22 protein-coding genes are annotated in these 25,856 nt (G+C 39.8%); 14 read left to right on the top strand and 8 right to left on the bottom strand.

What is annotated here, in order from left to right; genetic code table 11:
• Positions 1-292 precede the first annotated feature (292 nt).
• Positions 293-1,306, top strand: a complete 1,014-nt coding sequence (locus tag H6541_10385) for a hypothetical protein (GenBank protein MCB9016191.1) — start codon at positions 293-295, stop codon at positions 1,304-1,306.
• A gap of 36 nt (positions 1,307-1,342) precedes the next feature.
• Here the strand turns inward: H6541_10385 and H6541_10380 are convergent, their stop codons facing one another.
• Positions 1,343-2,143, bottom strand: coding sequence for a hypothetical protein (locus H6541_10380; GenBank protein MCB9016190.1), 801 nt, complete (start codon positions 2,141-2,143; stop codon positions 1,343-1,345).
• A gap of 77 nt (positions 2,144-2,220) precedes the next feature.
• Between H6541_10380 and H6541_10375 the strand changes: the two genes are divergently transcribed.
• Positions 2,221-3,354 carry a hypothetical protein gene (locus H6541_10375; GenBank protein MCB9016189.1) on the top strand — a complete coding sequence of 378 codons (1,134 nt, stop codon included), beginning with the start codon at positions 2,221-2,223 and terminating at the stop codon, positions 3,352-3,354.
• A gap of 161 nt (positions 3,355-3,515) precedes the next feature.
• Here H6541_10375 and H6541_10370 read toward each other — a convergent pair whose 3' ends face one another.
• The 4 genes from H6541_10370 to H6541_10355 all read right to left on the bottom strand — a co-directional run bounded on the left by H6541_10370 (position 3,516) and on the right by H6541_10355 (position 7,515).
• Positions 3,516-4,097 carry a DUF4294 domain-containing protein gene (locus H6541_10370; protein ID MCB9016188.1) on the bottom strand — a complete coding sequence of 194 codons (582 nt, stop codon included), beginning with the start codon at positions 4,095-4,097 and terminating at the stop codon, positions 3,516-3,518.
• A gap of 115 nt (positions 4,098-4,212) precedes the next feature.
• Positions 4,213-5,451: an ATP-dependent Clp protease ATP-binding subunit ClpX gene (clpX, locus tag H6541_10365; GenBank protein ID MCB9016187.1), complete on the bottom strand. Its 1,239-nt coding sequence runs from the start codon at positions 5,449-5,451 to the stop codon at positions 4,213-4,215.
• Between the two features lie 244 nt (positions 5,452-5,695).
• The gene (locus H6541_10360; protein MCB9016186.1) at positions 5,696-6,403 is read right to left on the bottom strand and encodes a response regulator transcription factor; all 708 of its coding nucleotides are present in this window, start codon (positions 6,401-6,403) and stop codon (positions 5,696-5,698) included.
• 11 nt (positions 6,404-6,414) lie between these two features.
• Complete coding sequence (locus H6541_10355) at positions 6,415-7,515, bottom strand: histidine kinase (GenBank protein MCB9016185.1); 1,101 nt, start codon at positions 7,513-7,515, stop codon at positions 6,415-6,417.
• 191 nt (positions 7,516-7,706) lie between these two features.
• Between H6541_10355 and H6541_10350 the strand changes: the two genes are divergently transcribed.
• Positions 7,707-8,078: a MotA/TolQ/ExbB proton channel family protein gene (locus H6541_10350; GenBank protein MCB9016184.1), complete on the top strand. Its 372-nt coding sequence runs from the start codon at positions 7,707-7,709 to the stop codon at positions 8,076-8,078.
• Between the two features lie 43 nt (positions 8,079-8,121).
• On the opposite strand, the gene H6541_10345 is transcribed toward H6541_10350, so the two are convergent.
• Positions 8,122-8,679 (bottom strand): nitroreductase family protein, encoded by a 558-nt coding sequence (locus H6541_10345; GenBank protein ID MCB9016183.1) that lies wholly within the window; start codon positions 8,677-8,679, stop codon positions 8,122-8,124.
• A gap of 170 nt (positions 8,680-8,849) precedes the next feature.
• On the opposite strand from H6541_10345, the gene H6541_10340 reads away from it, so the two are divergent.
• The 5 genes from H6541_10340 (at position 8,850) to H6541_10320 (ending at position 15,247) form a co-directional block, all read left to right on the top strand.
• Positions 8,850-9,422 carry an RNA polymerase sigma-70 factor gene (locus H6541_10340; GenBank protein ID MCB9016182.1) on the top strand — a complete coding sequence of 191 codons (573 nt, stop codon included), beginning with the start codon at positions 8,850-8,852 and terminating at the stop codon, positions 9,420-9,422.
• A 54-nt stretch (positions 9,423-9,476) separates the two neighbouring features.
• On the top strand, positions 9,477-10,496 hold the full coding sequence (locus H6541_10335) for a FecR domain-containing protein (GenBank protein MCB9016181.1): 1,020 nt from the start codon (positions 9,477-9,479) through the stop codon (positions 10,494-10,496).
• A gap of 21 nt (positions 10,497-10,517) precedes the next feature.
• The gene (locus H6541_10330) at positions 10,518-13,265 is read left to right on the top strand and encodes a TonB-dependent receptor (protein ID MCB9016180.1); all 2,748 of its coding nucleotides are present in this window, start codon (positions 10,518-10,520) and stop codon (positions 13,263-13,265) included.
• A gap of 19 nt (positions 13,266-13,284) precedes the next feature.
• A complete protein-coding gene (locus H6541_10325; protein ID MCB9016179.1) occupies positions 13,285-14,133 on the top strand; it encodes a DUF4249 family protein in 849 nt (282 codons plus the stop codon).
• Positions 14,134-14,305: 172 nt separating this feature from the next.
• Entirely contained in the window at positions 14,306-15,247 is a 942-nt protein-coding gene (locus H6541_10320; protein MCB9016178.1) for a hypothetical protein, read from the top strand.
• Positions 15,248-15,514: 267 nt separating this feature from the next.
• Here H6541_10320 and H6541_10315 read toward each other — a convergent pair whose 3' ends face one another.
• Entirely contained in the window at positions 15,515-15,940 is a 426-nt protein-coding gene (locus H6541_10315) for a hypothetical protein (protein ID MCB9016177.1), read from the bottom strand.
• Between the two features lie 416 nt (positions 15,941-16,356).
• On the opposite strand from H6541_10315, the gene H6541_10310 reads away from it, so the two are divergent.
• The 6 genes from H6541_10310 (at position 16,357) to H6541_10285 (ending at position 24,303) form a co-directional block, all read left to right on the top strand.
• Entirely contained in the window at positions 16,357-19,482 is a 3,126-nt protein-coding gene (locus H6541_10310) for a histidine kinase (protein MCB9016176.1), read from the top strand.
• Position 19,483: 1 nt separating this feature from the next.
• On the top strand, positions 19,484-20,245 hold the full coding sequence (locus tag H6541_10305; GenBank protein MCB9016175.1) for a response regulator transcription factor: 762 nt from the start codon (positions 19,484-19,486) through the stop codon (positions 20,243-20,245).
• Positions 20,246-20,393: 148 nt separating this feature from the next.
• A complete protein-coding gene (locus H6541_10300) occupies positions 20,394-20,726 on the top strand; it encodes a hypothetical protein (protein MCB9016174.1) in 333 nt (110 codons plus the stop codon).
• Between the two features lie 256 nt (positions 20,727-20,982).
• The gene (locus H6541_10295) at positions 20,983-21,399 is read left to right on the top strand and encodes a hypothetical protein (protein MCB9016173.1); all 417 of its coding nucleotides are present in this window, start codon (positions 20,983-20,985) and stop codon (positions 21,397-21,399) included.
• 206 nt (positions 21,400-21,605) lie between these two features.
• The gene (locus H6541_10290; protein ID MCB9016172.1) at positions 21,606-22,559 is read left to right on the top strand and encodes a hypothetical protein; all 954 of its coding nucleotides are present in this window, start codon (positions 21,606-21,608) and stop codon (positions 22,557-22,559) included.
• Between the two features lie 40 nt (positions 22,560-22,599).
• Positions 22,600-24,303 carry a C1 family peptidase gene (locus H6541_10285; GenBank protein ID MCB9016171.1) on the top strand — a complete coding sequence of 568 codons (1,704 nt, stop codon included), beginning with the start codon at positions 22,600-22,602 and terminating at the stop codon, positions 24,301-24,303.
• Between the two features lie 287 nt (positions 24,304-24,590).
• On the opposite strand, the gene H6541_10280 is transcribed toward H6541_10285, so the two are convergent.
• The gene (locus H6541_10280) at positions 24,591-25,793 is read right to left on the bottom strand and encodes an aminotransferase class I/II-fold pyridoxal phosphate-dependent enzyme (protein ID MCB9016170.1); all 1,203 of its coding nucleotides are present in this window, start codon (positions 25,791-25,793) and stop codon (positions 24,591-24,593) included.
• Positions 25,794-25,856: the final 63 nt, after the last annotated feature.

The following is a 25,856-nucleotide window of genomic DNA, read 5'->3' as shown; positions in this document are numbered from 1 at the left end:
CAGTTAAAGTAATGCAGGTATTAGATAATATACAAACAGTCTGAATGCCGGATATAGTTTTATATCATCTTTAAATGATGTTATTTTAGCCTGACTGAAAATTCATCTTTTTAAGTGTTACCCATCTTACATATGGCTGTCCTGCTTTAATTTCAATCAGAAATTTTAAAACGAAAGATTGTGAATGGTCTCCTGCTAAATTTCGAAGTCCGTACAATCAAAAATTTGGCACTAAAGTGAAAATAGCTTGACAGATGCAATCAAACCTTTTCAAAATCAATCGCACAGGCTTATGCTTAGTTTTAAAATAAAACCAAACAGCCCCATTCTACTTCTCTGCCTGTTGGTTGTTGTTTTATTATCAGGATGTTCGCGTCGCAAAGCCACGCTTGACCAAAGTAAAAAAGCACTCAAGGCATTTGACTATGAAATGATTCAAATTACCAAACGCCTTGCTGACACAGAGGCCTTTGAAGCGTTGATGCTTATACGCAGATTGCCCGGCATTCAATTGCCATTTATCACATCAAACGACACCATAGCCGGTTCAGGGTTATCCACTTTTAACATGAAACGGGCCAACGGAGTATATGAGTACCATTCAACCGACAGCCTGCCTGAAAAAATTTCCGATTCTGACTCCCTGATAATTCTATACAAAAACCCCAAAAACCAGTCAAAATCGTATAAGCTTATAGTAAAAAGCTTCCATGAAACACTCACTGATTTGGGAATGGTTTTCCCCGACAACCTGGATGCTGAAATTTATCAGAACAACCACTCAATCGGGAAAATCACACTTCATACCAAATTTAAGCATGGGATTCCGGCAACATCTGATTTTACTGTTGATGCCGGAAGAATAAAGGCTGAAATTCAGATGACAACCACTTTCAGAAGAAAAAAGTCAAACATAGAATTGAAATTTAAACTGAGTGAAGCTGGCCGCTTGCTTATTAAAGCGGGAATAAAGTCAGACGTAAAGAAAACTTTATCAAATTCACTGGCTTACGATGCCAAAAATATAGAGTTGGAAGTATTTCCGATAAAAGTGGAAATGACATCCGGCTTTTGTTTTTCCGATAAAATTTCAGAAAACTTCTTCAATGACTTCAATAAAAACACAAAAATCACGCTAAGTGATGAAGAGGGGTTTGAACTTGGTCAGGTAAAACTGGCGCAGGCACCCGGCCGCTCGCGTGTAAATCTCATCATGTATTATAACGATGGCAGCACCGAAAATCTGGAAGATTTATTATTCTCTGTCAGGAAAATTCTTAACATGAAGACCACCATGCCCCATTAATTTCAATTAATAAAGCGCCGGGCATCTGAAAAACCATTAAAATCTTATGCGTCCTTCTCCCTCAGGAAGTTGATCAAAATAAGGACTGTTGATTAAGTCATTTGGATAAACCATATACCCCCCGTTTGGGTCTAAATCAATTCCGGTAACATTCAAAAACGACTGCCAAACAAGCAATGAGCAATACCAGGTTTCATTTTTTATCAAACCTCCGGCAACAGTTTGCTGCTCCTGAGCTACAGGAAAATACTTGGAAGCATTCCATGAAGACAACTTCCCCTTCTGGGATAACGCAAAATCAACAATACTGTCAACCTGAGTTTTATGTAACTGCAGCCGCAAACGGTATCGGTTCGAGACATATGAATTGCCAAAATTATGATTATCAAAAGCTTCCATCCGACTGGACACCATTGCGTTGATTTCGCGCACCTGAAATGCAGCAGGAACATCTTTGGCAATTGACTCCACAATGACTGCACCGGCAAGCAGGCTATCAACATTTGTATGTTTATACCCCTTGACCACCAAAGCAGCATGACCGAAATTTTTACCATTTGCCACAAACGATGAGCCCGGCAAAAGGTTTAAATTAGGCCGCACCAGAATATCTCCCCTTTTCAGTTCAATGGTGTCACTATTAGCTTTTAAAACCGAGCCCACCACTATTTGTTCGGCATTAGCAGTGTCAGATATGCCTGTACATCCATGAATACCCATAAACGCAAACAGTAGAAGAACGAGATTAAATAAAACAAATTCTGATCGTTGCATAATTACTTTTATCTTATTGCCTGCTTTCATAAGTGCAAAGGTCGTCAGAAATTGAGAATTCATAACAGATATTTGGATTTTTACGCAATTTTAATATCTTTGCTAAAGAAATATTAAACCAACCAAAACCAACCAAAAAAATGAAGACAAGACACCTTGCCGCGTTTGTTTTTCTTTCTTCCATAATCTTATTTTCAGGATGTGGTAAAGACGAGAAAAAGAAAGAGATTTCAGCCTCAGAGGCGAAAACAGAATTAAGAACTGCGAGCCAATCCATTTCAGTTGAAATGGAAAGTATGATGAATAAGCCAGCTATGGTTTCACTCGATTTTCTGACCCAATTAATGGACAATGGCGACTGGAAGTCAAATCTCAAAAATCTGGCTTTCAATTCAGGGAAACTTCACCTTGCTAAAGTAAAATCAGCGTTCCGCCATAATTCCGCTGAAAAAGGAGCTAACGAAGTTGGCGATTTTGGCATTTATCGTTTTAATTTCTTATTGGATGACTTTGAGTTGGTTGAAAACAGTACAACATCATTGCAATTAACATTCCCTGCCGACGAAGCTGCATATGCTGCCCAGCAAAACAATGCAGTTCTTTTGCTTGACAACCTCTCTTACAAAACCATCTCTTATACTGAAACTTATTATGATGAGTATATGCAGACATGGGTAACAGAAACTTACGAGGAAATGGTTCCTACAAATGTAAGTGTTGCCCTGAAGCTTGACGATGTAAGTCAAATGACCATGACTTATACTGCATCGTATGACGACAGTGGATTTCCAACAGGGATGACTGCCAGTATGAATATGGCTCCTTATGAATTTCAAACCAGCCTGAGTGGCAGCGGCACTGATTTCAACACATCTCTTACATTTAAAGAATCAGGAAACGTGCTGATGGCATACGATTGGGATCTGCATTATTCTTCTGACATGACAGAATTAACAAAAGCCATTGGCAGCCAAACAGTTACTCCGCTTAAAGCTGAAGGCTGGATGAATATGGCTGCTATTCAAAACCACATGGATGAAGTTGATATGAACCAGGGCTCCTATGATTTGAACTTCCTGAACAACCAGCTGGATATGGAATTAAGCCATACCGGAATTAACGCCAAAATAGGTGATATTGAGTTCAGAATGTACACCGATACTGAATACAATGAGACTTACCCTGAATTGGCTATCGTTTATTCAGATGGTTCATATGAATGGCTTGCCGATATCTTGAATGACAGTTCATTCAAATACCATAGAGTAAGATAAAATTGGGCATCCCCAACAACAAAAAAGCCGGTTAAAACCGGCTTTTTTGTTGTTGATTAGATATTTTTATGCTCCATTATCATCATAAAGTGGTCCATGTCAGGCTTATTCTATTCGAAAAAGGCAGAAGCTTAAGCAAAGCCATATTTTGCGTCTTAAACTTAAATTAATCCATTTTCAATCATCTGAACAATAGTTTCGATATCTCTGTCCTTGCCTTGCGGATCATACTTTTCCTTCAGATTATAACCAAAAAGCCGACTCAGATTCTGCCAGAAAAAAGCAACAAAACTTCCCCTAAGCTCTTTAACTATATGATAGGTAGGGTTTCCTGTTTCACGATCAACCAACTTTAGCAAAATACGTCCTTGTGTAAAAGTAAGTCCTTTCAGTTCTTCGCCAAATTGAGCTTTTAGTTCCTCCTCAGCACGTTTGTATAATTTTCTTTGCTCCTTTTCATCAAGTCCGGCCATCATCGCATCATACTCATTGAGTTTAATACCAGCCAGTTTTGCATAAGGATACACTTTTTTAACATTCCTGACCAGGCGGTCGAAACGCCGTTGATCAGAGGGAGTACGGTAAATAATAAATCCTTTAATCCTGACTTCGGGCAAACTCATCATGGGAATGGTGTCTCCATCTACAATTTTTGCCCGCGCTATTATCACATCATAAGATTGAGATATTGCGGATGTAATCAGTCCAGCTGAGAAAAGCAATATAAGAAAAAGGCGTTTCATGCCATTGTTGCTAAATGATACCGTCAATGAAGAATACAAATACAATGCCGATTGATAAAACGCAACACTTTATTTTTTGTTTTAGCTCCGTAATAAATCAATACGGAATTAAAAGCTAAGCAACTTTAAGCCGGGTCATATTGGCTTTTCGGAGCTTCTCTTCTGCGTACTGACGTGTAATTTTCAGTTCAAGTGTATCCTGATTGGAAGGCAGTTCATACATGGCGTCAATCAGAATGGCCTCCATAATAGAACGAAGTCCGCGGGCGCCCAGCTTAAATTCAATTGCCTTTTCAACGATGTATTCATATACCTGCTCATTGAAAGTAAGCTTAATGCCATCCATTTCGAAAAGCCTAACAAACTGTTTTACCAGCGAATTTCGCGGTTCAGTAAGAATCTGCCTCAATACTTTGGCATCAAGCGGGCTCAGATAAGTTAATACCGGCAAACGGCCCACCAATTCAGGAATCAGGCCAAAGCTTTTTAAATCCTGAGGCGCTATATATTGCAAAAGATTGCTGCGGTCAACCACTTCAAGATCATTACCCGATGAATAGCCAATCACATTGGTTTGCATGCGTGAAGCTATTTTCTTCTCAATACCATCAAAAGCTCCTCCTGCAATAAAAAGGATATTATGCGTATTAATCTGAATCATTTTCTGTTCGGGATGCTTACGACCTCCTTGCGGGGGAACATTCACAATGGAGCCTTCCAACAATTTAAGCATCGCCTGTTGCACGCCTTCACCCGAAACATCGCGAGTAATGCTTGGATTATCACTCTTACGGGCAATTTTATCAATTTCATCAATAAAAACAATCCCTTTTTCAGCTGCAGCCACATCATAATCAGAAGCCTGGAGCAATCTGGAAAGGATACTTTCTACATCTTCACCCACATATCCTGCTTCTGTCAGCACAGTGGCATCAGCAATGCAAAAAGGCACATGCAGCAGCTTGGCGATGGTGCGGGCCAGCAGTGTTTTTCCCGTACCGGTTTCCCCGACAAGAATAATATTGGACTTTTCAATTTCAACATCATCTTTGGCAACAGCCTGTCCAATACGCTTATAATGATTGTATACTGCTACCGACAATACTTTTTTAGCATCATCCTGGCCAATTACATACTGATCGAGGTATTGCTTGATTTCAGCAGGTTTATGCAATTTTACCTTCGAGAAATCTTTGCCTGTGCCTGATGATTTAATCTCTTCGCGTAAAATATCAGAAGCCTGATCTACACAATAATCACAAATGTGAGCATCCAGGCCTGCTATAAGCATATTGGTTTCACTTCGCGGACGACCACAAAACGAACATCTTTCTTCTTTTTTAGGCATATAAATATATTATCTTTTAATGCAATTATGCGGCTTTAAGTAATGAACTGAGAAATAAATTCAGGAGTATTCAGTAAAATTCCCAGACCTGCAAAGTTACAAAAATTCAGCAAGCCATTACCATCAAAAAAGCGGTTAATTAAATCCTTCTTTTTCAGAATGATAATGCCGCGTTTTCAAAAAAAAACACCTGCACCATGAGGAGTGAAAAAACTGCAATAAATGTGAATGGTTTTTTACGACTTGAACCTTATGTCAGGCTCTTTTTTGCCTGTTCACGATAAATACGTCCGATAGGAATTTGCTTGCCATTGATTTCAACGGAATGGCTTGTAAACATACTTACGTATTTAACATTGATGATAAAAGCACGGTGTATGCGCACAAACCGGGAACTATTCAGCATTGTTTCAAGGGCTGATAAACGCTGATAACACACCAGCATTTTGTGAATAGTATGAACCTTAATATAGTCATCCAGGCTTTCAATGTATTGAATATCATCTAAAGGCACTTTGTAATTTTTCTTATCTGATTTCAGGATGATGAAATCCTTTAAAGCAGGCTCTGTCATGCCATCATCGTCTGAAACCTGCTTCACTTTTTCTGTAAACTTGTTGATAGCTTTCAGAAACCTTTCGAATGATACCGGTTTGAGTAAATAATCAATGGCATCAACTTCAAAAGCATCAGCAGCATAATCGCGGTAAGCCGTAGTAAAAATGACTGCAGGCGGGTGCTGCATTGACTTGAGAAAGGAAATTCCATTCAATCCAGGCATTTGAATATCAAGAAACAACAGATCAACCTGTTCATGACTCAGCACCTTTAAAGCAGCAAGAGCATCGGTAAATCCACCTAAAAGAACAAAGCCTTCTATTTTTTCAAGATGCGATTTTATCACCCTGATGGCAATAGGCTCATCATCTATAATAACACAGGTAGTTTTATTTTCCATGCAGTTGTCAGCTAATCAGTAAACAATTCGATGCAAACGCTGAAAACACCATTTATACATTCAATTTTCAACGAATACTTTCCCGGATAAAGCAAATTTAAACGCTCATTTACATTCATGAGTCCAATCCCTGTTCCACCATTTGCTGACAAAGGCTGGCAGCTACCGGTAACACTATTCTCCACAATCATTTCTACTGAATAACCTTTGAGAGACATCGCAACCTTTACAAAACTCTCACCTGAAGTTTTATCAACACCATGTTTAAATGCATTTTCGATGAAAGTAAAGAAAATCAAGGGTGCAACCTGTGGACCATGATTCGCTTCGGGTAACTTAATATCGCAAAACAATCGGGTATCATGCCTGAGTATTTCCAGATCGATAAAATCGCGTATCAACCTGATCTCTTTGCCTAATGAAATTTTTGTCTGATTACATTCATAAAGCATAAAATCCAGCATTGACGACAATTTCAGGATAACATCAGGTGTAGCAGCTGAATTTTCCATCCATAAACCATAAAGATTATTCAGCATATTAAACAAAAAATGGGGATGAAGCTGCCCCTGCAGCATACGTAGCCTTACTTCCTTTAACTTTAATTCAGCTTCAGCTTTTTGTCTGCCAATGCGTTCAGATTCAACCGACTTCCGGAAGGCTTCCTTTAGAAAATGTATAAATGCTGCGAGCAAAATAATCAGATAATTTCCTGATATCAATAAAATTACATCATCGTTCCCCGGCAACCCTGATTGAGGCACTGTAAGAACCTGATACCAGATAATAGTCAGGACTGATAAGTAGTTAATCCAAACTGAAAGAACAATGGCAAAAGCCGATAAATAAAAAAATCTGAAATATTTACCCGTAAACAAAAAACGGGGAATCAGATAGTAATTTATAAAATAAGCCAGACTAAAACTCATTAGAATCAATGAAAGCACCAGCATAACTCTGATATTCAATCTGGTACCATTATTGGTAAAAACAAAAAACAACACCAGAGCCGCCAGCAACCAATAGAGCAACTGCCAGACTTTAGGATGTTTTGAAATAAGGGTAATGAGTTGATTATTATTTTCCATGGCCTGAGCCAAAGATATATCCATTTGACAACAGGGCAAAATACAGTCTGGAGAATTTCGGCAAACAACTTGTTTTTCGCCCTTAACGACAGATTATAATGAAAAAGGAGGTTATTTTGCAGTTCGGGGGTTAATACTGGCCGTTGGCCTAAATAGTTTTCAGAGAATCATATTCAGCGCTAATATTGGCTCATTATTCACCTAAAATCTAAACCATGTTGTACAAACATTTGATTGAAGGAGGTATATGGTTTATGCTTCCGATTTACTTACTGGCCATAGGTATAATTCTCCTCTCGGGCATGCAGGCCTATCGAAGAGCCCAAATAAATACAACAAAGCCTGCAAATTATGCCAAACGAACTGAAGCCATTCTTTTTTTGGGCAGTTTGGCTTTTTTATGGGGACTGTTGGGGCAAATTACCGGCATGATGCAAATGCTCGGCATTTTATCAGAATTCAGCGACATTTCACCTTCACTGATAGCCGGAGGAATAAAAGTTTCACTTCTGGCTCCATTGTATGGATTTGTTATTTTTATTTTTTCAGCGGTGGTATGGTTCGTTTTCAGGATATCCCAAAAGTAGAACACAAGCCTTTCGTGAGTTACTCGCGAAAGGCTAATTTCATTTAATCCGAATCTTTATAAACGTTATAATTGACTATTTCATCAAGGCTTTTTCTGGTTTTTAAACGCAATTTGTAGCCATCCTCTGCATATCCAACGCTTATGAGCAGTGCAATTGATTTATCTCCAGGAATATTAAGCAGCTTTTGAATTTTCTTTTCATCAAACCAGCCAAGCATACATGTTCCCAAACCAACTTCGGCTGCCTGCAAACAAAAGTGCTCTGCCGCAATTCCAATATCAATCAAAGGCCATTCTTTTTTCTTCACCATCATGGCCAACCGTGTGATAAGCCGGGCTTTTTCCATAACTATCGCTATCATTACCGGAGCCTGAAGGGTAAATTTGTTAATCAACTGAACATCAGAAAATGTGGCTTTTGCCACTTGTGTACGAAGCGGTTCATCAGTGACTACCACAAATCGCCAGGGCTGGGAGTTGCTGGCCGAAGGAGCCAAACGGGCAGCTTCGAGGCACATGTTTAATTTTTCGTCTTCAACCTGAGTTGTTGCATATCGGCGAACACTCTGACGCTGAGTAATTAATGTATTGAAATTCATCTGCGTTTATATTTCAGGCAAAGATAAGTGAACTATTCAACACAGATTATCAGATTCTGCTTTGAACAAAATCTGCAACATTTTTCCCGGCAAAGCGTTACAATCAAAATACGTTGACCATGATTGCGAAAACCTTACTTTTGTAAAACAAGGCAAACTACTGATACCAGATGTTGTTCGACAAAGAAGCTTTTGAAACACTTTTTCGTAATGAATACAAAGGGCTTTGCTTCTTTGCAGTAAAGTATGTTAAAGACCTTGAAACTGCAAAAGAAATTGTTCAGGATTCCTTCATCTCTCTCTGGGAAAAAAGGGCCTCTGTGGATGTAACGCGTTCGGTGAAATCATATCTTACTACTTCTGTCCACAACCGGTGTCATAATTACCTGCGCGACAATCGCAAATTCAACAAAAACCTTATGCAGATTGAAGATTTGCTGGAAGTCAGCCATCAACCAGACACCGACGCACTGGTTGTGCAAGAGCTTCATCAAACCATTCAGAAAGCCATTGCCGAACTTCCCGAAAAATGCCGTGAAATATTTCTGCTAAGCCGTTATGAGAATCTGAAATATCAGGAAATTGCTGAAAAACTGAATATTTCGGTAAAAACAGTGGAAGCACAAATGTCGAAAGCCCTGCAGCATATGCGTGAAAAACTTGCTGGTTATGTGTTGGCTTTTCCGGCAGCACTTCTCATCATTCAGCCTCTTATTCAGGAATTAATCATCAACAATAATTAAAAAAACGACTAAGGGTAAAGCCCGAAAACGGTGTATTATTAACAGAAAAATGCTATGAAAAGGGAAACCACCTATTACGAAGAGTTGATTGCGGCCTATTTTGCAGGCGAAATATCGCCTGAAGATATGGAATTGCTATCAGTGTGGTTGACTGAAGACAAAGATCACCTGCAATTATTTGAAGAATATCGCAAAACCTGGGCCCTTACTGTCAAAGACTCTATTGCTTCGGGTGTAAATCTGAATGATGAATGGAACGAACTTTCTGCAAAACTTGATTCTGCATCATCACGCCCATTCCATCAAAAATTACATCGGAAGGGTGTTCTTATCACTTTTTTCAAGTCGTGGAAAGTTGCGGCAGGCATTCTCACTTTACTAAGCATTGCAGCTGCACTTTTTTATTTAAACATCTTCTCTTCAAAAGTTATTGTCACAGCTGAAAAAGGAAATCTGGAACAGATATTGCCTGACGGCTCAGTCATTCATCTCTACAAAGGGTCAATGATTGAATATAACGCTGACTTCAATAAAAAAAACAGATTTGTAAAATTAGAGGGCGAGGCATACTTTAACGTGGTTCATGATACAAACCGGCCATTCATTGTGGCTGGAAATGACGCGCGGATTGAGGTCTTGGGCACTTCCTTCAATGTAAACACCACTTCAGGCAAAAACACCATTCAGGTAATACTTACCACCGGAAAGGTTTCATTATATTTTAATGACAACATTTCTGAAAAAGTTATACTTAAGCCGGGTGAGCAGGCAGAAATATCCACTATTGAGAAGAAAATAGTTACAACTCCAAATTTGGACCCCAATTACATGGCATGGAAAACCGGGGTAATTACATTTAACAATTCGGGGCTCGACAATGTAGCTGCAACGCTGGAAAAAGTATTTCAAAAACCAATAAAACTTGAAAACCAACAACTTGCAAACTGCCGGCTAACAGCTGTTTTTGACAACCAATCTCTTACATCGGTTCTTCATGTAATTCAGGCTACGCTGGATATTGAAATAAAACAAGAAAACGGCTTGATTCTGCTGGGTGGCAAAGGATGCAATTAACTAAAACAGCCAAGACTTTACATGCAGGCGCAATCAGGCATTGCAAAAACCATACAAACACCTCACAATAAACACTTTATAAAACCAAATATCTCTTTGAAGGTTAAAGTTTTTATATTCAAAGTACTTTTCACAACAGCCATTTTACTGGCTGCTGGTTTTACACTGCAAGCTCAGAATCTGGACCAAAAAATCTCCATTGCATCAGCCAGCATGCCACTGAGTGAAATACTTTCTGAAATCAGTCAGCAAACAGGACTGCATTTCTCATATAATCCACAATCGATTCCTGTTAACCAGAAAATCAATATTTCATTTGAAAACAAAACGGCAAGGTTCGTCCTTGACGAAATATTACCACCTCTGAACATCAGATATTTTGAAACTGAGAATCAAATTATCCTGAAAATCAACAAAACTCTACCAGACGAGGGCAAGTCCAATCAAGAGAAGACAACGTATTACACCATAAGCGGTTACGTGCGCGACAGCCTGAGCGGCGAAGTGATGATTGGTGCGAATATTTATGATAAAATATCGGGCAAGGGAACATCAACCAACGGATATGGTTTCTTCTCCATTACCCTTGCCCAAGGCAAGTACCAGATGTATTTTTCGCTGCTGGGCTACCAGACAAAAGCTATAAATATCAACCTGAATCAGGATAAAACAGTGCAGGTTAATCTGCACGAATCACACATCCGTATGCGTGAGGTTGAAATAACAGCTCCCGAAGAAGATATTCAGCATTTAAAAACCGGAGCATCAGGCAATTTTAACATTACATCACTCATGCTTAAGCAAATGCCTGGTTTTGCCGGCAACATTGATGTAGTAAAATCAATTCAGGCCATCCCGGGCTTTAATGCCTTTGGCGACGGTTCAAGTTTTTATTACGTCCGGGGCGGAAACAGCGACCAGAATCTGTTGCTGATTGATGAAGCACCCATTTTTAATCCGGCACACTTATTTGGCTTTTTCTCAGCACTCGCCCCCGATGCTATCAAGGATATAAAAGCCTATAAAGGTGATTTTCCGGCATCTTTCGGAGGCCGGCTTTCATCAGTGGTGGATGTAAGGGCCAAAGACGGAAACTTTAACAGGCTGGGCTTTTCCGGTAATCTGGGCGTTTACACTTCCGATCTGACAGTTGAGGGCCCGATTTTGAAAGAAAAAAGCTCCTTTATCTTGTCGGCCAGAAAATCTAACATGAACTGGCTGAATAACCGAAGTTTGAACAGCAACACCTTCTCCATTAATTTTTACGACTTTAACTTCAAAATAAATATCAAAATCAACTCCAAAAACAGGCTTTTCATCACAGCCTTCAGAGGAAATGACATTTTTAGCAGGGTTACAAACGGGTCGCTGCACACTTTTGGAATCAACTGGGACAATACCACTGCAACAATCAGATGGAATCACCTGTATAGCAATAAGTTATTTTCAAACACAACCGCCATTTTCAGCCAGTACAACTACTACTTGTTTGTTTCGCGCGAGCAGGACGACTACTGGCACTCATCAATCAACAATAAAACGCTGAAGACTGATCTTACTTATTATATAAATCCGGCAAACACATTCAAAACAGGAATTGAGCTCAACACGCACCACTCAAACCCGGGCAATTTAAATGTTTCAGGCGACAAACAACAGCGTTACAAAGCCGAAATGGCATTATACAATTCATTGGGTTTAAATATGTATATGAGTCTCAATCAAAATATAGGCAGCCGGCTTTCATTCGCCTATGGAATGAGGATAAGTTCATGGTTTAATTTTGGCCCGACGTCTGTATTCTTTTTCGATCCCAATCATATTGTTTATGACACACTTCAGGTGGCATCAGGTCGTTATTATTCACCATATCTGAATTTTGAACCGCGATTCAATATGAACTTGCTGACAGGCAAAAACTCATCACTCAGAGCCGGATATAGCCGTACAGCACAATACCTGCAAATGCTCTCCAACTCAACCAGTCCGTTTACTTCACTTGAAGTTTGGGCTCCTGCCGGGCCCAACATCAAACCCCAGCATGCAAACCAATTTACGCTGGGATATCTGAAGACTCTCAATAAAAATGGGTTATACCTGACCCTTGAAACATTCTACAAAATATTTTACAATCAGATTGACTATAAAGATCACGCCAATATGCTATTCAATCCACTGATTGAAGGTGAGCTCAGATTTGGCAAAGCCCGGTCATACGGACTTGAATTTCTGCTTCGTAAAAACAAGGGAAAACTGAATGGATGGGTTGGATACACTTACACCCGGGCATATAAAACAATTGAGGGCATCAACAACTCTAAAGAATTTGCGGCCGGATATGACCGGCCTCACAACCTTTTTGTGAGCATTTCTTTTCCGGTAGGCCAGCATTGGGACTTGTCGGCAAACTGGATATACATGACAGGTTCAGCCATCACCACTCCAATAGCCTTTATTGATTATAATGGATATCAGGTTCCTGTTTATGGTAAAAAAAACAACGACCGTTTGCCCGATTATCACAGAATGGACATAGCCATAAGCTATAAAATAAGTAAACCTGAAAGCCGCTTCAAACAAAGTATTGTTCTTTCGGTATACAATCTTTACGGACGGAGTAATCCATTTTCAGCAAACTTTAACAAAATAATGGACGACAACGGCAACTTTTATGTACCATCAGATATAAACGGGAACTACGAAATTATCCCAACAACCATTTCAGTTGCGGGAGCAATTCCTTCAATAAACTACACTTTCAGATTTTAATAAAGTTGACAAACCAGAGATGAAAAAGCTGACAGCGCTCCTTTGTTTACTACTTAGCCTTGTTTCCTGCGAAAAGGAAACAAGCTGGACTTTGCATACAAACGACTCAAATTACATCGTTGTTGACGGATTGATTACCAATGAGAACAAAATTCAGCAAATTAAACTGACTAAACCATACACATTTGACAATGACAGCCCTGCAGTTGTTTCCGGAGCAAGTCTTGTAGTCAGCTCCAATGATAAGATTTACTATTTTCATGAAGATCAGGAAAACCCCGGGACTTATCTTTCAAATGACCTTTTTGCTGCCAAAATCAATAGAGAATACTCTTTGCTGATATCTTACGAAAATAAAATAGTTACATCCAAAGCACGAATGGCCGTTGGCACTGAGTTTATTTTTTTGAGATATACATTGGACAAGGATTCCCGCTTATATAAAATTACCTGGGTTGCCAATCCATTCAATGCCCTGCGCCCGGCCATGTATGAAATACTACTCGACTGGTCGGCAGTGGCGGGTTATGAGAACCAAACGTATGATGAAACACATGCCCGGTTATTGTACTATTCATTGCCGACCATTGATGTCAGCCAGATTTTTGCGCCAGAGATGGAAAGCATCAGATTTCCATCGGGCACAACAATCACCGAGCGAAAATACTCACTCACAACGGAGCATGCAGCATACCTCAGAGCCCTTTTATCAGAAACTACCTGGCAGGGAGGCTTGTTCAATACTGCCCCTGCCAACCTGCCAACCAATCTGAGCGGAAATGGCATGGGTTATTTTGGCATTTGCGCTGTTATACAAAAAACTGAAATTGCCGGAGTTACAATGAATACAAACCCAAACTATAAATAGAAACTAAACCTTAAGCCTCACAAAAACAAAAATCAACCGGCATTACATTTTTTTTTGAAAACCCGTAAGGGTAAAAAAGCAATTGCGTGTATTATTTGTACACAACGAATAAAGATTAAGAATTACGTTGTAAACGAAAGAAATGAAATCAATAAACTTTAACCCAATGACGATGAAAACACGTAACCTATTGCGCACTGCAGCTTTTATGCTAACCTTAACCGGACTAACCTTAACCGGTTGCCAGAAAGACAAGTTAGAAGAAGGAACCAATGATGCTGCTTCGTTAACCGAGCTCTCCAATGACGACATTAATGTTGAAGAAATTACCAATGATGCCCTTCAGGATGTTGAAGGTGTACTGAGTTTTAGTGGAAGTGATTTCAAATCGACCGACAGGTTACCATGTAATGCTACCATTGATTCAACTTCTGTCGTCAATGATACAATTACTATTTTCATAACATATAATGGACTTACATGTAACGGCAGACTTTTCAGAACCGGCCAGGTTGAAATCAAAAAAGCAGTCGGAACATTCTGGTGTATGGAAGGTGCAAGTGTAAATATCAAATATATTAACTACACAGTTACCAGAGTTTCAAACAACAAAACCACTATCCTGAACGGTTCAAAAACTTTTACAAATGTAAGCGGAGGCGCTATCTTTATGCTAGGGCACAATGGCTTTACATCACTTATCCACAGGGTAAATGGCCATATGTCTATTACATTTGACAACGGTTCTACACGCGAGTGGTATTTTGCACGTCAGCGCACCTATACCGGCGCACGCGGAGAATTATTGATGACTGTTGATGGATTTGGCACTGCTGGCGACTACAGCAACCTTGTAAGCTGGGGATTAAACCGAAAAGGTGAAGAATTTTACACTCAGATTACACAATCAGTGGTTTACAGGGAAACGTGCGATTGGAATCCTGTTTCAGGCATCAAAGTCCACCAGATTCCGGCTGCTGAAAAAAGTGCCACAATTACCTTCGGCTATAACAGCAACAACGAACCCGTTTCAGGAGACGATTGCCCTACTCATTACCGTGTTGACTGGATTAACGGAACTTATAGCGGAACAAGCTATTTTCCTCTCAGGTAATTTTAATAAAACGCTTCAAGTAAAAAGCACCTCTTACCAGGGGTGCTTTTTTTATACACCCGAGCTGGCCGGTGATATAAACCGCTTTCAATCACCATAAAACCGGTAAAAACATTCAATTCCATAAAAGATATAACAATCGACAACTGAAATACCGTCACACCCATTTGGGTCAATTACATTTAAAGGATTATTAAACGCATAATTATATGGACTCCAAAAAGAATATTTCTCTGCACTTGGGTCAACAATATGCCATCTCCCCAATTACGGGTCATAAAACCTCGCCCCATAATCCAACCACCCCAGGTTCATTTCATCCTGCTGCACCTCCCCCTGCCCTCTTCCCGAATAGTCGGGAAGAGGGCGGGGCTGAGAAGTAAGGTGGGTTTCCGTAAAATAATACACTGCACCTTGGTTTATAATTACCCTTCCCTCGTCAAAATTAATCCATGCTGGAGTGTTGCTGATAAAGACAACGTTAGAGATAAAATCAGTGCGCTTGTCTAATAAGTTTGCAAGAATTACATCCTGCCTTATTTTGTTACCATTCGCATTGTAAAGGTATGATAATCTTTTGTTACCCGTAAATTCTAATTCACCTGGCAAGTTCAGAAAGTTGTAGTTTATTTCAATAATTCCTTTGTTAGCATCTTTTATCAGGTTGCCGTTTGCATCGTAAAGATACTCCACGAATGTTGTAAGTATAATCTATGGTTTGAAGGATAGTGGTACCTTCCGTTATTTTCTTCTGTTTAAGCTGGCCCAATGGAGTGTAGGTATTTTCAACCTTGTGTATGGCTATAATATCTGGCTGTGTTAAAATTTCTTGGGGTTTATAACAGTCCATAAACCATCAATGAACATAATGGAGGTCACCAAGATTTGCATGTAATGAACTTTGTCAGTATTTTTGAAAAACTACTTTGGTCAAACACGAAACCAGCAAATTAACCAGGCAAAAAACATCCCGGTTTCCATTTTCGTGACATGGGTAGTTTCGGGCCTTCAGATTCAATTTCACGGGCTATATCAATTTACTTAAAATGCCGTAGTAGTAAAATCTGCCTCCCATCAAGAAGAACAACTATCAACACACCAGAAATACATTGACAACAAAAAACCGCATATCATTAATTACCAGGCAATTTGAAACTTTTTTCCTTTTGCTTTTGGCGCTCATAGCAAGAGAGGCCGCCTGTCAGAATCCGGCTGTTATTTCCATACAGGAAAATCCCTACGCGCATTTCAGAACACTTACAACCAATGACGGATTAACACATAACCAGATTATTGACATCATTCAGGACCATCATAACTTTCTGTGGATAGGTACCTTACAGGGACTTAACCGCTTCGATGGCATTAAAATGAAATCCTATCAGCACCAATCTGACAAACCCGGCAGCTTGCCCGGAGGTGCAGTAACCTGTCTGGCAGAAGACAACAACGGAACACTCTGGATTGGAACAGAACAGGGATTATGCTACCATGACAGGCAAAAAGAACAATTTATTAAAGTCCCTGTCAACATACAAGACATTGATGCAAGCCACATCAGGTCTATACTGCCCGAAGGAGATTCGCTGTTATGGATTGAAGTACAAAGCGGTTATCTTATTAAACTAAATAAAAAAAATTATGCTTGTTTGCAATACTGGAGACATGCAGCTATATGGCAGCCTTACTATTATTATCATTCGATATACAGAGACAAGAAAGGAATACTCTGGGTAGGCGGACGGGGACTTTCGCCCAACTATCTCGACACAAAACTGAATAAACTCGTTCAGATTGATGCAGGAGAAAAACCAGAAAAAAAACGCGCAGACGACATTTCCTGTTTCTTTGAAGATAAATCAGGAAATTTTTGGGTTTCAGGCATTGATGGAGCCTATTTGTTCAATTCTGAAAAAAGAACATTCAGTCGATTTCTGAACGTTTCCACATTTTCAATTATACAGCCCGACAACAACAGCATTTGGCTTGGCACAGGCAATGGTGTGTATCAGTACATACTGCATACACAAAAAATGATACATTACACTGCTGACATCAATAATATCAATGCCATCCCCGACAATTATGTAAATAAAATATATGCCGATCGCACCGGTACCATATGGATAGCAACCAACAACGGACTTTCATACTTCAGAAAGAGCAACAATGCAGCCGATTTCCTGTATCATATACCGGGGAATGAACATACACTATCATCAAACTTTGTTACCGCAGCCTTAACCGACAAAACCGGAAATGTATGGATTGGATACAAGGACCATGGCATAGACTTATACAACCCGGAGACCAACAGTTTAAAGCATTTCCGCTCATCAGATGCCTACACAGGAGCCTTACCCTGCGACAATGTAAGTTGTTTTTATGAAGACATCCATGGCGACCTTTACATCGGACTTTGGGATGGAAAAGGCTTTGCCAGAAAACGAAAAAACAAGAATCATTTTGAGCTATTTACGTTCAATCCGATGAACAGACTGCAAGATTGGTACTATGATTTTGCAGAGGATAAGAGCGGACAGTTTTATGTCGGATTCTGGGGCGCCAAAGGACTTCAGCTTTTTGATCGGAAAAAGAACAGTTTTGGCAGAAATCTGATGTACAAATTAAACGCCCCGGGTAGTTCGCGTCTGATAACACGCTTATATACAGATAGTAAAAACCAGGTTTGGATAGGCACTACCCGGTCGGGGCTGCATATTTATTATCCTGAGAAAGACACTTCCCAACGTTTTTTTAACCAACCTGAGCTAAAAACCTCCTTTGAAGGATTAACCATTTATGACATTCTGGAAGACAAATCAGGCCGGATTTGGATTGCAGCTGACAGTCTTTTTTGTTACGATCCCAGGTTTAATACCTTCAATGTGTGGGGCAATCTTAAGGGTCTTGCCTGCAACCACGTTTACAAAATAATTCAGGATCAATCAGGCATGCTTTGGCTGGGAACAGAATCGGGTATTCTGAGTTTTAATCCCCAATGGAATTATGGCATGTCATTCCCAGCCCTCTCCCACATAAAAATGAATGAGGATTTCAGAGCGGGCACCTTGTTGCATGACGGAAGAATCCTGTTTGGCAGTAAAAGCGGGTTATGTATTTTTAACCCTGAACTCATGATTGAATCAAACCTTCTACCTGACATATTTCTGACAGAGCTCAGCGTAAAAGGTGTAACACGGATTTCAGATCTTTCAGATGTTCATCAAATCATCCTCCAATATGATGAAAATTACTTCTCAGTTGAATTTTCAAGTTCTGATTTAGCATCAAGCAATGAATACAGCTACCGTTACAGATTAATAGGACTGGAAAACGACTGGAATATCGTGCAAAAAGGCAATACACAGGCACGATACACCAATGTTCCGGCTGGAAAATACGTACTTGAAATTCAACTTGCCATTGACAACAGCAACTGGAAAGACATCAGAATGAAATCTGTTGATATCGCCATCCAGCCACCATTCTGGAGAAAAAGCTGGTTTATTATCCTGAGTGCAGTTATTTTGCTAAGCATTATTATACTGATAATCAGAAGCACATATCAACGAATTTTAATCAGAGAAAAGAATACCGAGCTCAAAACCCTGCTTTTAAGGGCTCAGATAAATCCTCATTTTATTTTCAATGCGCTGGTTGCCATACAAGCATATATTTATAAAAAAGACGAAAAAGAAGCAGGCCGGTACCTGTCAGAATTTGCAAGACTAATGCGCCTGATACTTGAAAACACAAAAGAAGAATATATTACGCTTGAAAAAGAAATTCAATTGCTTGAGTATTACCTGCGATTGCAGCAAATCAGGTTTGCCGGCAAGTTCACTTTTCATATTGATATTGATCCGAAACTTGATCGTGCTTTAACCAAAATTCCGCCTATGCTGGCTCAGCCATATATCGAAAATGCCGTTGAACATGGCCTCTCAAAAAAAGAAAATGCAGGTCACATCCTGTTACAAATGACTCTCCGGGGAAATTATATAGTATTCCTGATTGAAGACAATGGCATTGGACGTGCCCGTTCAAAAGAAATAAGACCCGAAAATAGCACTCATCAATCTTACGGAACTGGCATTACCGAAGAGAGGCTTGAGTTTCTCAGAAAAAAACACAAACTGAAAATTCAATACAAAATTGAGGACTTGTACAACAATAACAATCAGGCATCAGGAACCCGCGTAACGTTTGAAATACCTGTAAACTATTCATAATATGCTCAGAACTATACTCATCGACGACGAAAAAAGCGCGCGTGAAGCACTCGGCCTTCTTCTGAAAATTTATGCACCAAATATTGACATCATTGCTCAGGCCGATGGCGTTACTTCAGGCATTGAGGTTATAAATGAGTACGAACCCGACCTGGTTTTCCTTGACATACATCTCGGTGACGGCAGTGGCTTTGACCTCCTTGACCATTTCACATCACGTAATTTTCTGGTTGTATTTGTAACCGCATTCGAAGATTACGCCATTAAAGCATTCAAATTCAGCGCCATGGACTACCTGGTTAAACCAGTTATCCCTGACGACCTGGTTCAAACAATAGAAAAACTGGACAAACATTCATCCAATTCAACATCCAATTCACAGATAGAAATACTTAAAAATGCATATACAAATCCCGAAAGCCCTGACAATAAAATAGTTCTTAAAACTGCCGAAGCCATTCATTTGATCAATATTACCGATATAGTTCGTTGTCAATCTGACAATAATTACACACTTTTTCACCTGACCAACCACAAAAAGGTATTGGTTTCACGCACGCTGAAAGAATATGATGAATTGCTTGCTGATGCAGGTTTTATCAGGGTGCATCAATCGCATCTGATCAATATCAGGCAAATTGATCATTTTGATAAAAGAGAAGGTGGCACACTGGGAATGAAAGATGGCTCAATCATTCCCGTATCCTTCAGAAAAAAAGAACAAATTATTCAGCTCATCCAACAAATGGGAAGACACCTTTAGGCTGAACAGGTGAATTGCCTCACCAATTTTTCCTTTGTATAATAAACCATCCTGCACGAATACTAAAAGGGGTCCGGCAATTTCTCATTTGCCATACTTTGGCTTGAGTGGCATTTTAACTTAGCTGGTAAATCTAAAAACCTCAAGTATGAAAAAACTTATGATTGTATTGGGCATCATGCTCATGGTTGTAGCACTCAACGCACAAAATGTGACCATTTCTGGCACACAAAACAAAGGTAATGCAGGAAAAAATGCAGAACTAAAATCAACTCCGGTAAAGATTACCAAAGACATGAAGATAATAACAGCAACAGGAGATTGCGAAGGATTCTGGATTGTGAAAGACAATGCTATTGTACACCAGTTTTACAATCTTGAAAAACCCATTGGTACAATTTTAAAGCCAGGCACATATTACATTTATCCCAACCTCAAAAGAAATATGACTTCAGCAAGTATAACCATAACGTTAAAGTAATACCCCAATAAAAGCCCCTGCCAAACTCATTTATGACGGGGGCATTTATTTTATCTGATAATGAATATGCTGAGATTTCCTTCAATGGTTTAAAACTGCATACTGCCTGTTGTATTTGCTTGAGTTAAAACTTGAGCAACATAAAAATACCGGATTAAAAGCACGACAACAAGAGATGACAGTTTTTTTCAGCACTTCACTTTATTTTCTCACAACAAATCAATTCATCTATCCTTAACTTTTAAAACGAAAAAAAATGAAAAAGGCAACCATTTTATTATTGATAGCATTGGGAATCATTGTAACTTTAAACAGCTGCAATGTGTCAACTGCAAATATAGCTGATGTAAAAGTTTGTGAATCAGTTACCGATAATCAATGCCCACAGGATAACCCGATGTTTGGCACTTCAACTCCGGTTATTTATTGCTCAATTGTTGTAAAAAACGCCCCTGCAGAAACCCCTGTTACGTTTACCTGGTATTATCAGGGCGACAGCCGGATAAAAATTGACGCTGTAACCATCAATACCCCAGATGGCGGAACAACTTTCAACATGCAATCAAGTCTGAATATCCCAAACAATGGATGGCCTGCCGGTGTTTATGAAGTAGAAATTGCCCTGGGTACAGACAATTCAGAGCCTGTTGTAAAGAGTTTTGTGATAGAGTAAAGCATTGGAATATGCAATTCATAAGGGATCGCCGGATATTTGTTTATCCCGCGGTCTCTTTATTGATTTAATAAATTTTGCATTCGCCAGCATGTCATGCTGTTATGGAGAAATTACATTTTGATAAATTAAAATCATCAACCCAGCACCGGATCAGCTCCCGATTAATCAAAAACTCACTAAATTGCATGACAAAAATAACAAATATGAAGAAATCTGTTTTATTACTTTTACTTTCAATGCTTATTATATCAGGCTGCAAAGCCGATACCCTTCCGGAAGTGAACAATGGCATCAGTCCCGATGACATCATTAAAACCATTGACAAGGGCAAAGCTGTTGAAATCTCAGGTAAAATCATTACCGGAGATCTGGATTTCACCAGGACAAAGTCAAAAGTAACATTCAGCTCTTCGCATTTAATTACTGCAATTGAAGTGCCGGTAACTTTTATCGATTGTATTTTTATGGGCAGGGTAACCACCAACAATACAAGTGATAAGGCGGCTGTTACAACTCATTTTAAAAGCACTCTTACATTTGAAGCCTGCGATTTCAGGGCAAACGCAGAATTTGACAACATGATAGTTGATGGAATGGCTAACTTTACAGGAGCCATTTTCAGAGAAAAAGCCTTATTTAACAATGTGACTTTTAAAGGCAGACAAACTTATTTTACTGCCTTTACATCCGAAAAATTCTTCAGTATGCAGGAATCCTTCATAGGAGGTGCTATCGATTTTTTTAAAGGTAAAACATCAGGGAAACTAACTTTTCAGAGCTCTGATTTTGTTGGGAATGCCCGTTTCAGCGACCTGGACTGCAATGGCAAATGTGAACTTTCACTCACCAATTTTAAAAGTGATGCATATTTCACCTATGCCAATTTTGGCAATGATTTCAGAATGGCCAATACAACCGTATGGGGTAAACTTGACCTTATCAGCGTTCAATTTCAGGGTAACGCTACTTTGACCAACAGCACATTCTGCCATAGTGTAAATTTAAGCAAATCAACGGTGAATGGCCAATTTGATCTCTCCGGCACTATTTTTACGCTTGGCAAGCCTGTTATGGAAGAATTTACAACCGGCCCGGCCGGAACAATTATAACAAAAGGCACACAATTTGCTACATTCAAAGAGTTTTCCGAACAATAATACAAAGCAAAACCAAAAATTAACCTATAACAACAAACACATGAGAAACCGCCTCATCAAACCGGCTACATCTGCCATACTTATTCCCTTGATGGCTTTTTTAGCAATAACCTTTTCATTCAGCAGTTGCACAAAAGAGGAAGTAACACAGTTTCTGAGCGAAATTCTGGTTCAGGCAATGGCCAGTTGGAATGCAGAAGATGAAAATCTCGATGAGATTCCACAGGATTTGGATGTTAATGATAACACAGGCGCACTGCCATCAAGTGTTAACCTTACGGGCAAATTCCCTCCGATTGGTGATCAGGGTGAATATGGTACTTGTGTTGCCTGGGCCGTTGGGTATAATCTGAAAACAGCCATGAATGGAATTGACAACCAATGGACAGCCAGCCAGTTGGCTCAAGCCTCAAACCAAACCAGCCCGAAAGACGTTTTCTGGGCTATTCCCAGCGCCGAAAAAGGAAGTAATTGCAACGGAACCCAGTTCGAATCTGCTATGGACCAACTTATTTCGCGCGGAGGAGCTTCCATGGCAACTGTGCCCTATTCAAGCATGGGTGATTGCAGTCAAACCCCTCCTCAGGATTGGACGCAGGATGCAGCTGACAATAAACTTTTAAACTATCGGAAAATAGCTGACCAAAGTAACAGCGCCTCCATGACCGTAGAAAACTTCAAGGCATATCTTGCTGAAGGCAGGCCTATCGCTTTCGGAGCCAAACTCGGCGACCGTTTTATGCGGTGGAACAGCGACGCGGTAATTGACTATGACACTTACCTGAACCCCGGAATGCAACATGCCTACCATGCCATGGTACTTGCCGGGTATGATGACAGCAAAAACGCATTCAAGGTCATCAACACATGGGGAAATACATGGGGAAATGCAGGCACTATTTGGGTAGATTACGACTTCTTTGTCAGCAACTTCTGCTTTGCTGCTTTTGTAGCACAAAACAAAACTGATGTCAATGTTTCAGGTGGTCAGGTAGGCTCTGGCAATATCATTACAGGTTTAGACCTATTGGCCTGGAACCTGATTGATGAAGACAATCCGGAATCGACCAACCCTCTTGACAGACAAATTACCTACAACGTATACAATTCAGGCACACAAACCATAATGGCATCATCACGCTGGAGCATTCTGTATATGTTCTACAACGCTTACGATGCCAACGATTATGAAATTCTTATTCATGACTATTATACTGATGAATTTAGCACCACGCCCGGCGATAATGCATATTGGGATGGTGGCATAGGTGTTGCCGGAAGCTGGTGGAATTACATCAATGTTCCTTCTGGGGTGAGTGTTGCTGCAGCCCTTTACAATCAACAGGAAGCTGATTTTCTGTTTAATTACTCAATGCCTTCAACCATTAACGGTAAATACTACCTGGTGCTGCTGGCTGATGGGTTTGACGATATCGCTGAAGCGAATGAAGACAACAATTTTTACTTTTACAGCACTGCTGACGGCAAACCTTTTGAATTTGTAAATGGTTTGATTCAGGGTGGGGCTGCCCAAAAGAATACCGAAGTAAAAAAGCAACCCAAACTCTACCAAAACACTGATTACCAAACCGTAGTCAGCAAAACAAATGTCAACGCCTATTCTCCTGAAGAAATCATGAAGCTGATAAAGCATAAAAAAGAAACCGGCGAACTTCAGCAAAAAGCACTTAAATATAAATTTAAAAGAAGTATTGAACTTCAACAGAAAAGAAAAGCTCATTAGTTAACCGAAAGAAGGCTCTTGTTTAAGGGCCTTCTTCTTTTTTAGAAAAAAAACTCCATTTCAACATAAACCTGATTTCTCATTTGATAATTAATTTATCAATTGTGGCAGCTCAAACTTTTTCTGAAGAGGCCTACAAATGTTACGCTCAAAATTCGCTTTTCAGACAGAAACCATGTAAATACCTGCCGGGGATTTTGCCAGCAACAGGAATAAAAAAGCCCTGAAACATCAACTGATGGCTGACGGTTCAGGGCTTTCTGACAAATCATTTAATCCGTCAGGCCTTATTTGATAAAGCCAACTTTTTTCAGGCTTTGTTCAATTTTCAGCCAGCTGCGTTCGATATCATTGTCAAGACCAACACTGTAGCGCACCAGGCCTTCGCTCAGACCCATTTTACGCTGCACGTCTTCAGGAACTTCGCTCGAAGTACTTTTACCTGAATTGCTGAACAAAGTTTTAAAATAGCCAAGACTAACCGCCAGATATCCAACATCATTGGCTTCCATATCTTCCATAAATGCTGAAGCTTTTTCGGCAGTTTCCAAATCAATGGCAATCATCCCACCAAAACCAAACTGGTCATTCATCATGGTTTTCAGTAAATCATGGCCAGGATGAGCAGGCAGACCCGGATAAATGGTGCGAATACCAGCTGCTGTAAATTTCTCAGCCAGATAGGCTGCATTGTAGCTATGCTGTTTCATACGGATATGTAACGTGTGCATATTCTTCAGGATAGATGACGAGCGCAAAGGATCAAGTACCGGCCCTAACAGCATGGCTGTCCCGTCATTTACATCAATCATCGAATTGATGAATTCATTGCTGGCACAAATAGCACCTGCAACACAATCGTTTTTACCATTTACAAACTTGGTAAGACTATAAACCACAACATGAGCGCCAAGACGGGCAGGGCTAATAATCATCGGGGTAAACGTATTATCAACAACAAGCTTGATATTGTTCTTGTTGGCAATAGCAGCCAATGAAGGAATGTCAGATATCTGAAGCAATGGATTGGTCATGCTTTCAGTATAAATCATTCTGGTGTTCGGACGAATGGCTGCTTCAACAGCTTTCAGGTCGGTAATGTCGACAAATGAAACTTCAACATTAAATTTTTTCAGATAATTTGCCAAAAATGCAAAAGTACCTCCGTAAGTAGTGATACTCGAAACAATGTGGTCGCCGCATGAAATCAGGTGCAAAATAGTGGTCGTAATAGCACCCATGCCACTTCCTGTAACCCAGCCGGCTTCTGTGCCTTCCATGGCAGCCATGGCATCGGCCAGAAATTTATTACTGGGATTCCAATGACGTGAGTACAGGAAACAACCTTCGGTCTCTCCATGAAACGTATCAACCATTGTTTTGGCCTCCATAAAGGTAAAAGTTGCCGAATCAGTTATTGATGGGTTTACGCCACCAAATTCGCCAAATTGACGTAAGTCCTGAATCTGACTAGCCGGATCGAATTTCATATTGCTTGTTTTTAAGGTTTATATTTTGAACAGTATATTCAGTAAAAAACTAAAAAGTTTCAA

This window comes from Lentimicrobiaceae bacterium (assembly GCA_020636745.1).
GTDB lineage: Bacteria > Bacteroidota > Bacteroidia > Bacteroidales > Lentimicrobiaceae > Lentimicrobium.
Note: the sequence above shows the minus strand (reverse complement) of the source record. Positions and strands in the feature narration are given on the sequence as shown.

Excerpts from the sequence above, each read along its gene's own strand:
- H6541_10385 (MCB9016191.1), top strand. The coding sequence starts at position 293 with ATGCTTAGTTTTAAAATAAAACCAAACAGCCCCATTCTACTTCTCTGC.
- H6541_10380 (MCB9016190.1), bottom strand. The coding sequence starts at position 2,143 with ATGAATTCTCAATTTCTGACGACCTTTGCACTTATGAAAGCAGGCAAT.
- H6541_10375 (MCB9016189.1), top strand. The coding sequence starts at position 2,221 with ATGAAGACAAGACACCTTGCCGCGTTTGTTTTTCTTTCTTCCATAATC.
- H6541_10370 (MCB9016188.1), bottom strand. The coding sequence starts at position 4,097 with ATGAAACGCCTTTTTCTTATATTGCTTTTCTCAGCTGGACTGATTACA.
- H6541_10360 (MCB9016186.1), bottom strand. The coding sequence starts at position 6,403 with ATGGAAAATAAAACTACCTGTGTTATTATAGATGATGAGCCTATTGCC.
- H6541_10355 (MCB9016185.1), bottom strand. The coding sequence starts at position 7,515 with ATGGATATATCTTTGGCTCAGGCCATGGAAAATAATAATCAACTCATT.
- H6541_10350 (MCB9016184.1), top strand. The coding sequence starts at position 7,707 with ATGTTGTACAAACATTTGATTGAAGGAGGTATATGGTTTATGCTTCCG.
- H6541_10345 (MCB9016183.1), bottom strand. The coding sequence starts at position 8,679 with ATGAATTTCAATACATTAATTACTCAGCGTCAGAGTGTTCGCCGATAT.
- H6541_10340 (MCB9016182.1), top strand. The coding sequence starts at position 8,850 with ATGTTGTTCGACAAAGAAGCTTTTGAAACACTTTTTCGTAATGAATAC.
- H6541_10335 (MCB9016181.1), top strand. The coding sequence starts at position 9,477 with ATGAAAAGGGAAACCACCTATTACGAAGAGTTGATTGCGGCCTATTTT.
- H6541_10330 (MCB9016180.1), top strand. The coding sequence starts at position 10,518 with ATGCAGGCGCAATCAGGCATTGCAAAAACCATACAAACACCTCACAAT.
- H6541_10325 (MCB9016179.1), top strand. The coding sequence starts at position 13,285 with ATGAAAAAGCTGACAGCGCTCCTTTGTTTACTACTTAGCCTTGTTTCC.
- H6541_10320 (MCB9016178.1), top strand. The coding sequence starts at position 14,306 with ATGAAAACACGTAACCTATTGCGCACTGCAGCTTTTATGCTAACCTTA.
- H6541_10305 (MCB9016175.1), top strand. The coding sequence starts at position 19,484 with ATGCTCAGAACTATACTCATCGACGACGAAAAAAGCGCGCGTGAAGCA.
- H6541_10300 (MCB9016174.1), top strand. The coding sequence starts at position 20,394 with ATGAAAAAACTTATGATTGTATTGGGCATCATGCTCATGGTTGTAGCA.
- H6541_10295 (MCB9016173.1), top strand. The coding sequence starts at position 20,983 with ATGAAAAAGGCAACCATTTTATTATTGATAGCATTGGGAATCATTGTA.
- H6541_10290 (MCB9016172.1), top strand. The coding sequence starts at position 21,606 with ATGAAGAAATCTGTTTTATTACTTTTACTTTCAATGCTTATTATATCA.
- H6541_10285 (MCB9016171.1), top strand. The coding sequence starts at position 22,600 with ATGAGAAACCGCCTCATCAAACCGGCTACATCTGCCATACTTATTCCC.
- H6541_10280 (MCB9016170.1), bottom strand. The coding sequence starts at position 25,793 with ATGAAATTCGATCCGGCTAGTCAGATTCAGGACTTACGTCAATTTGGC.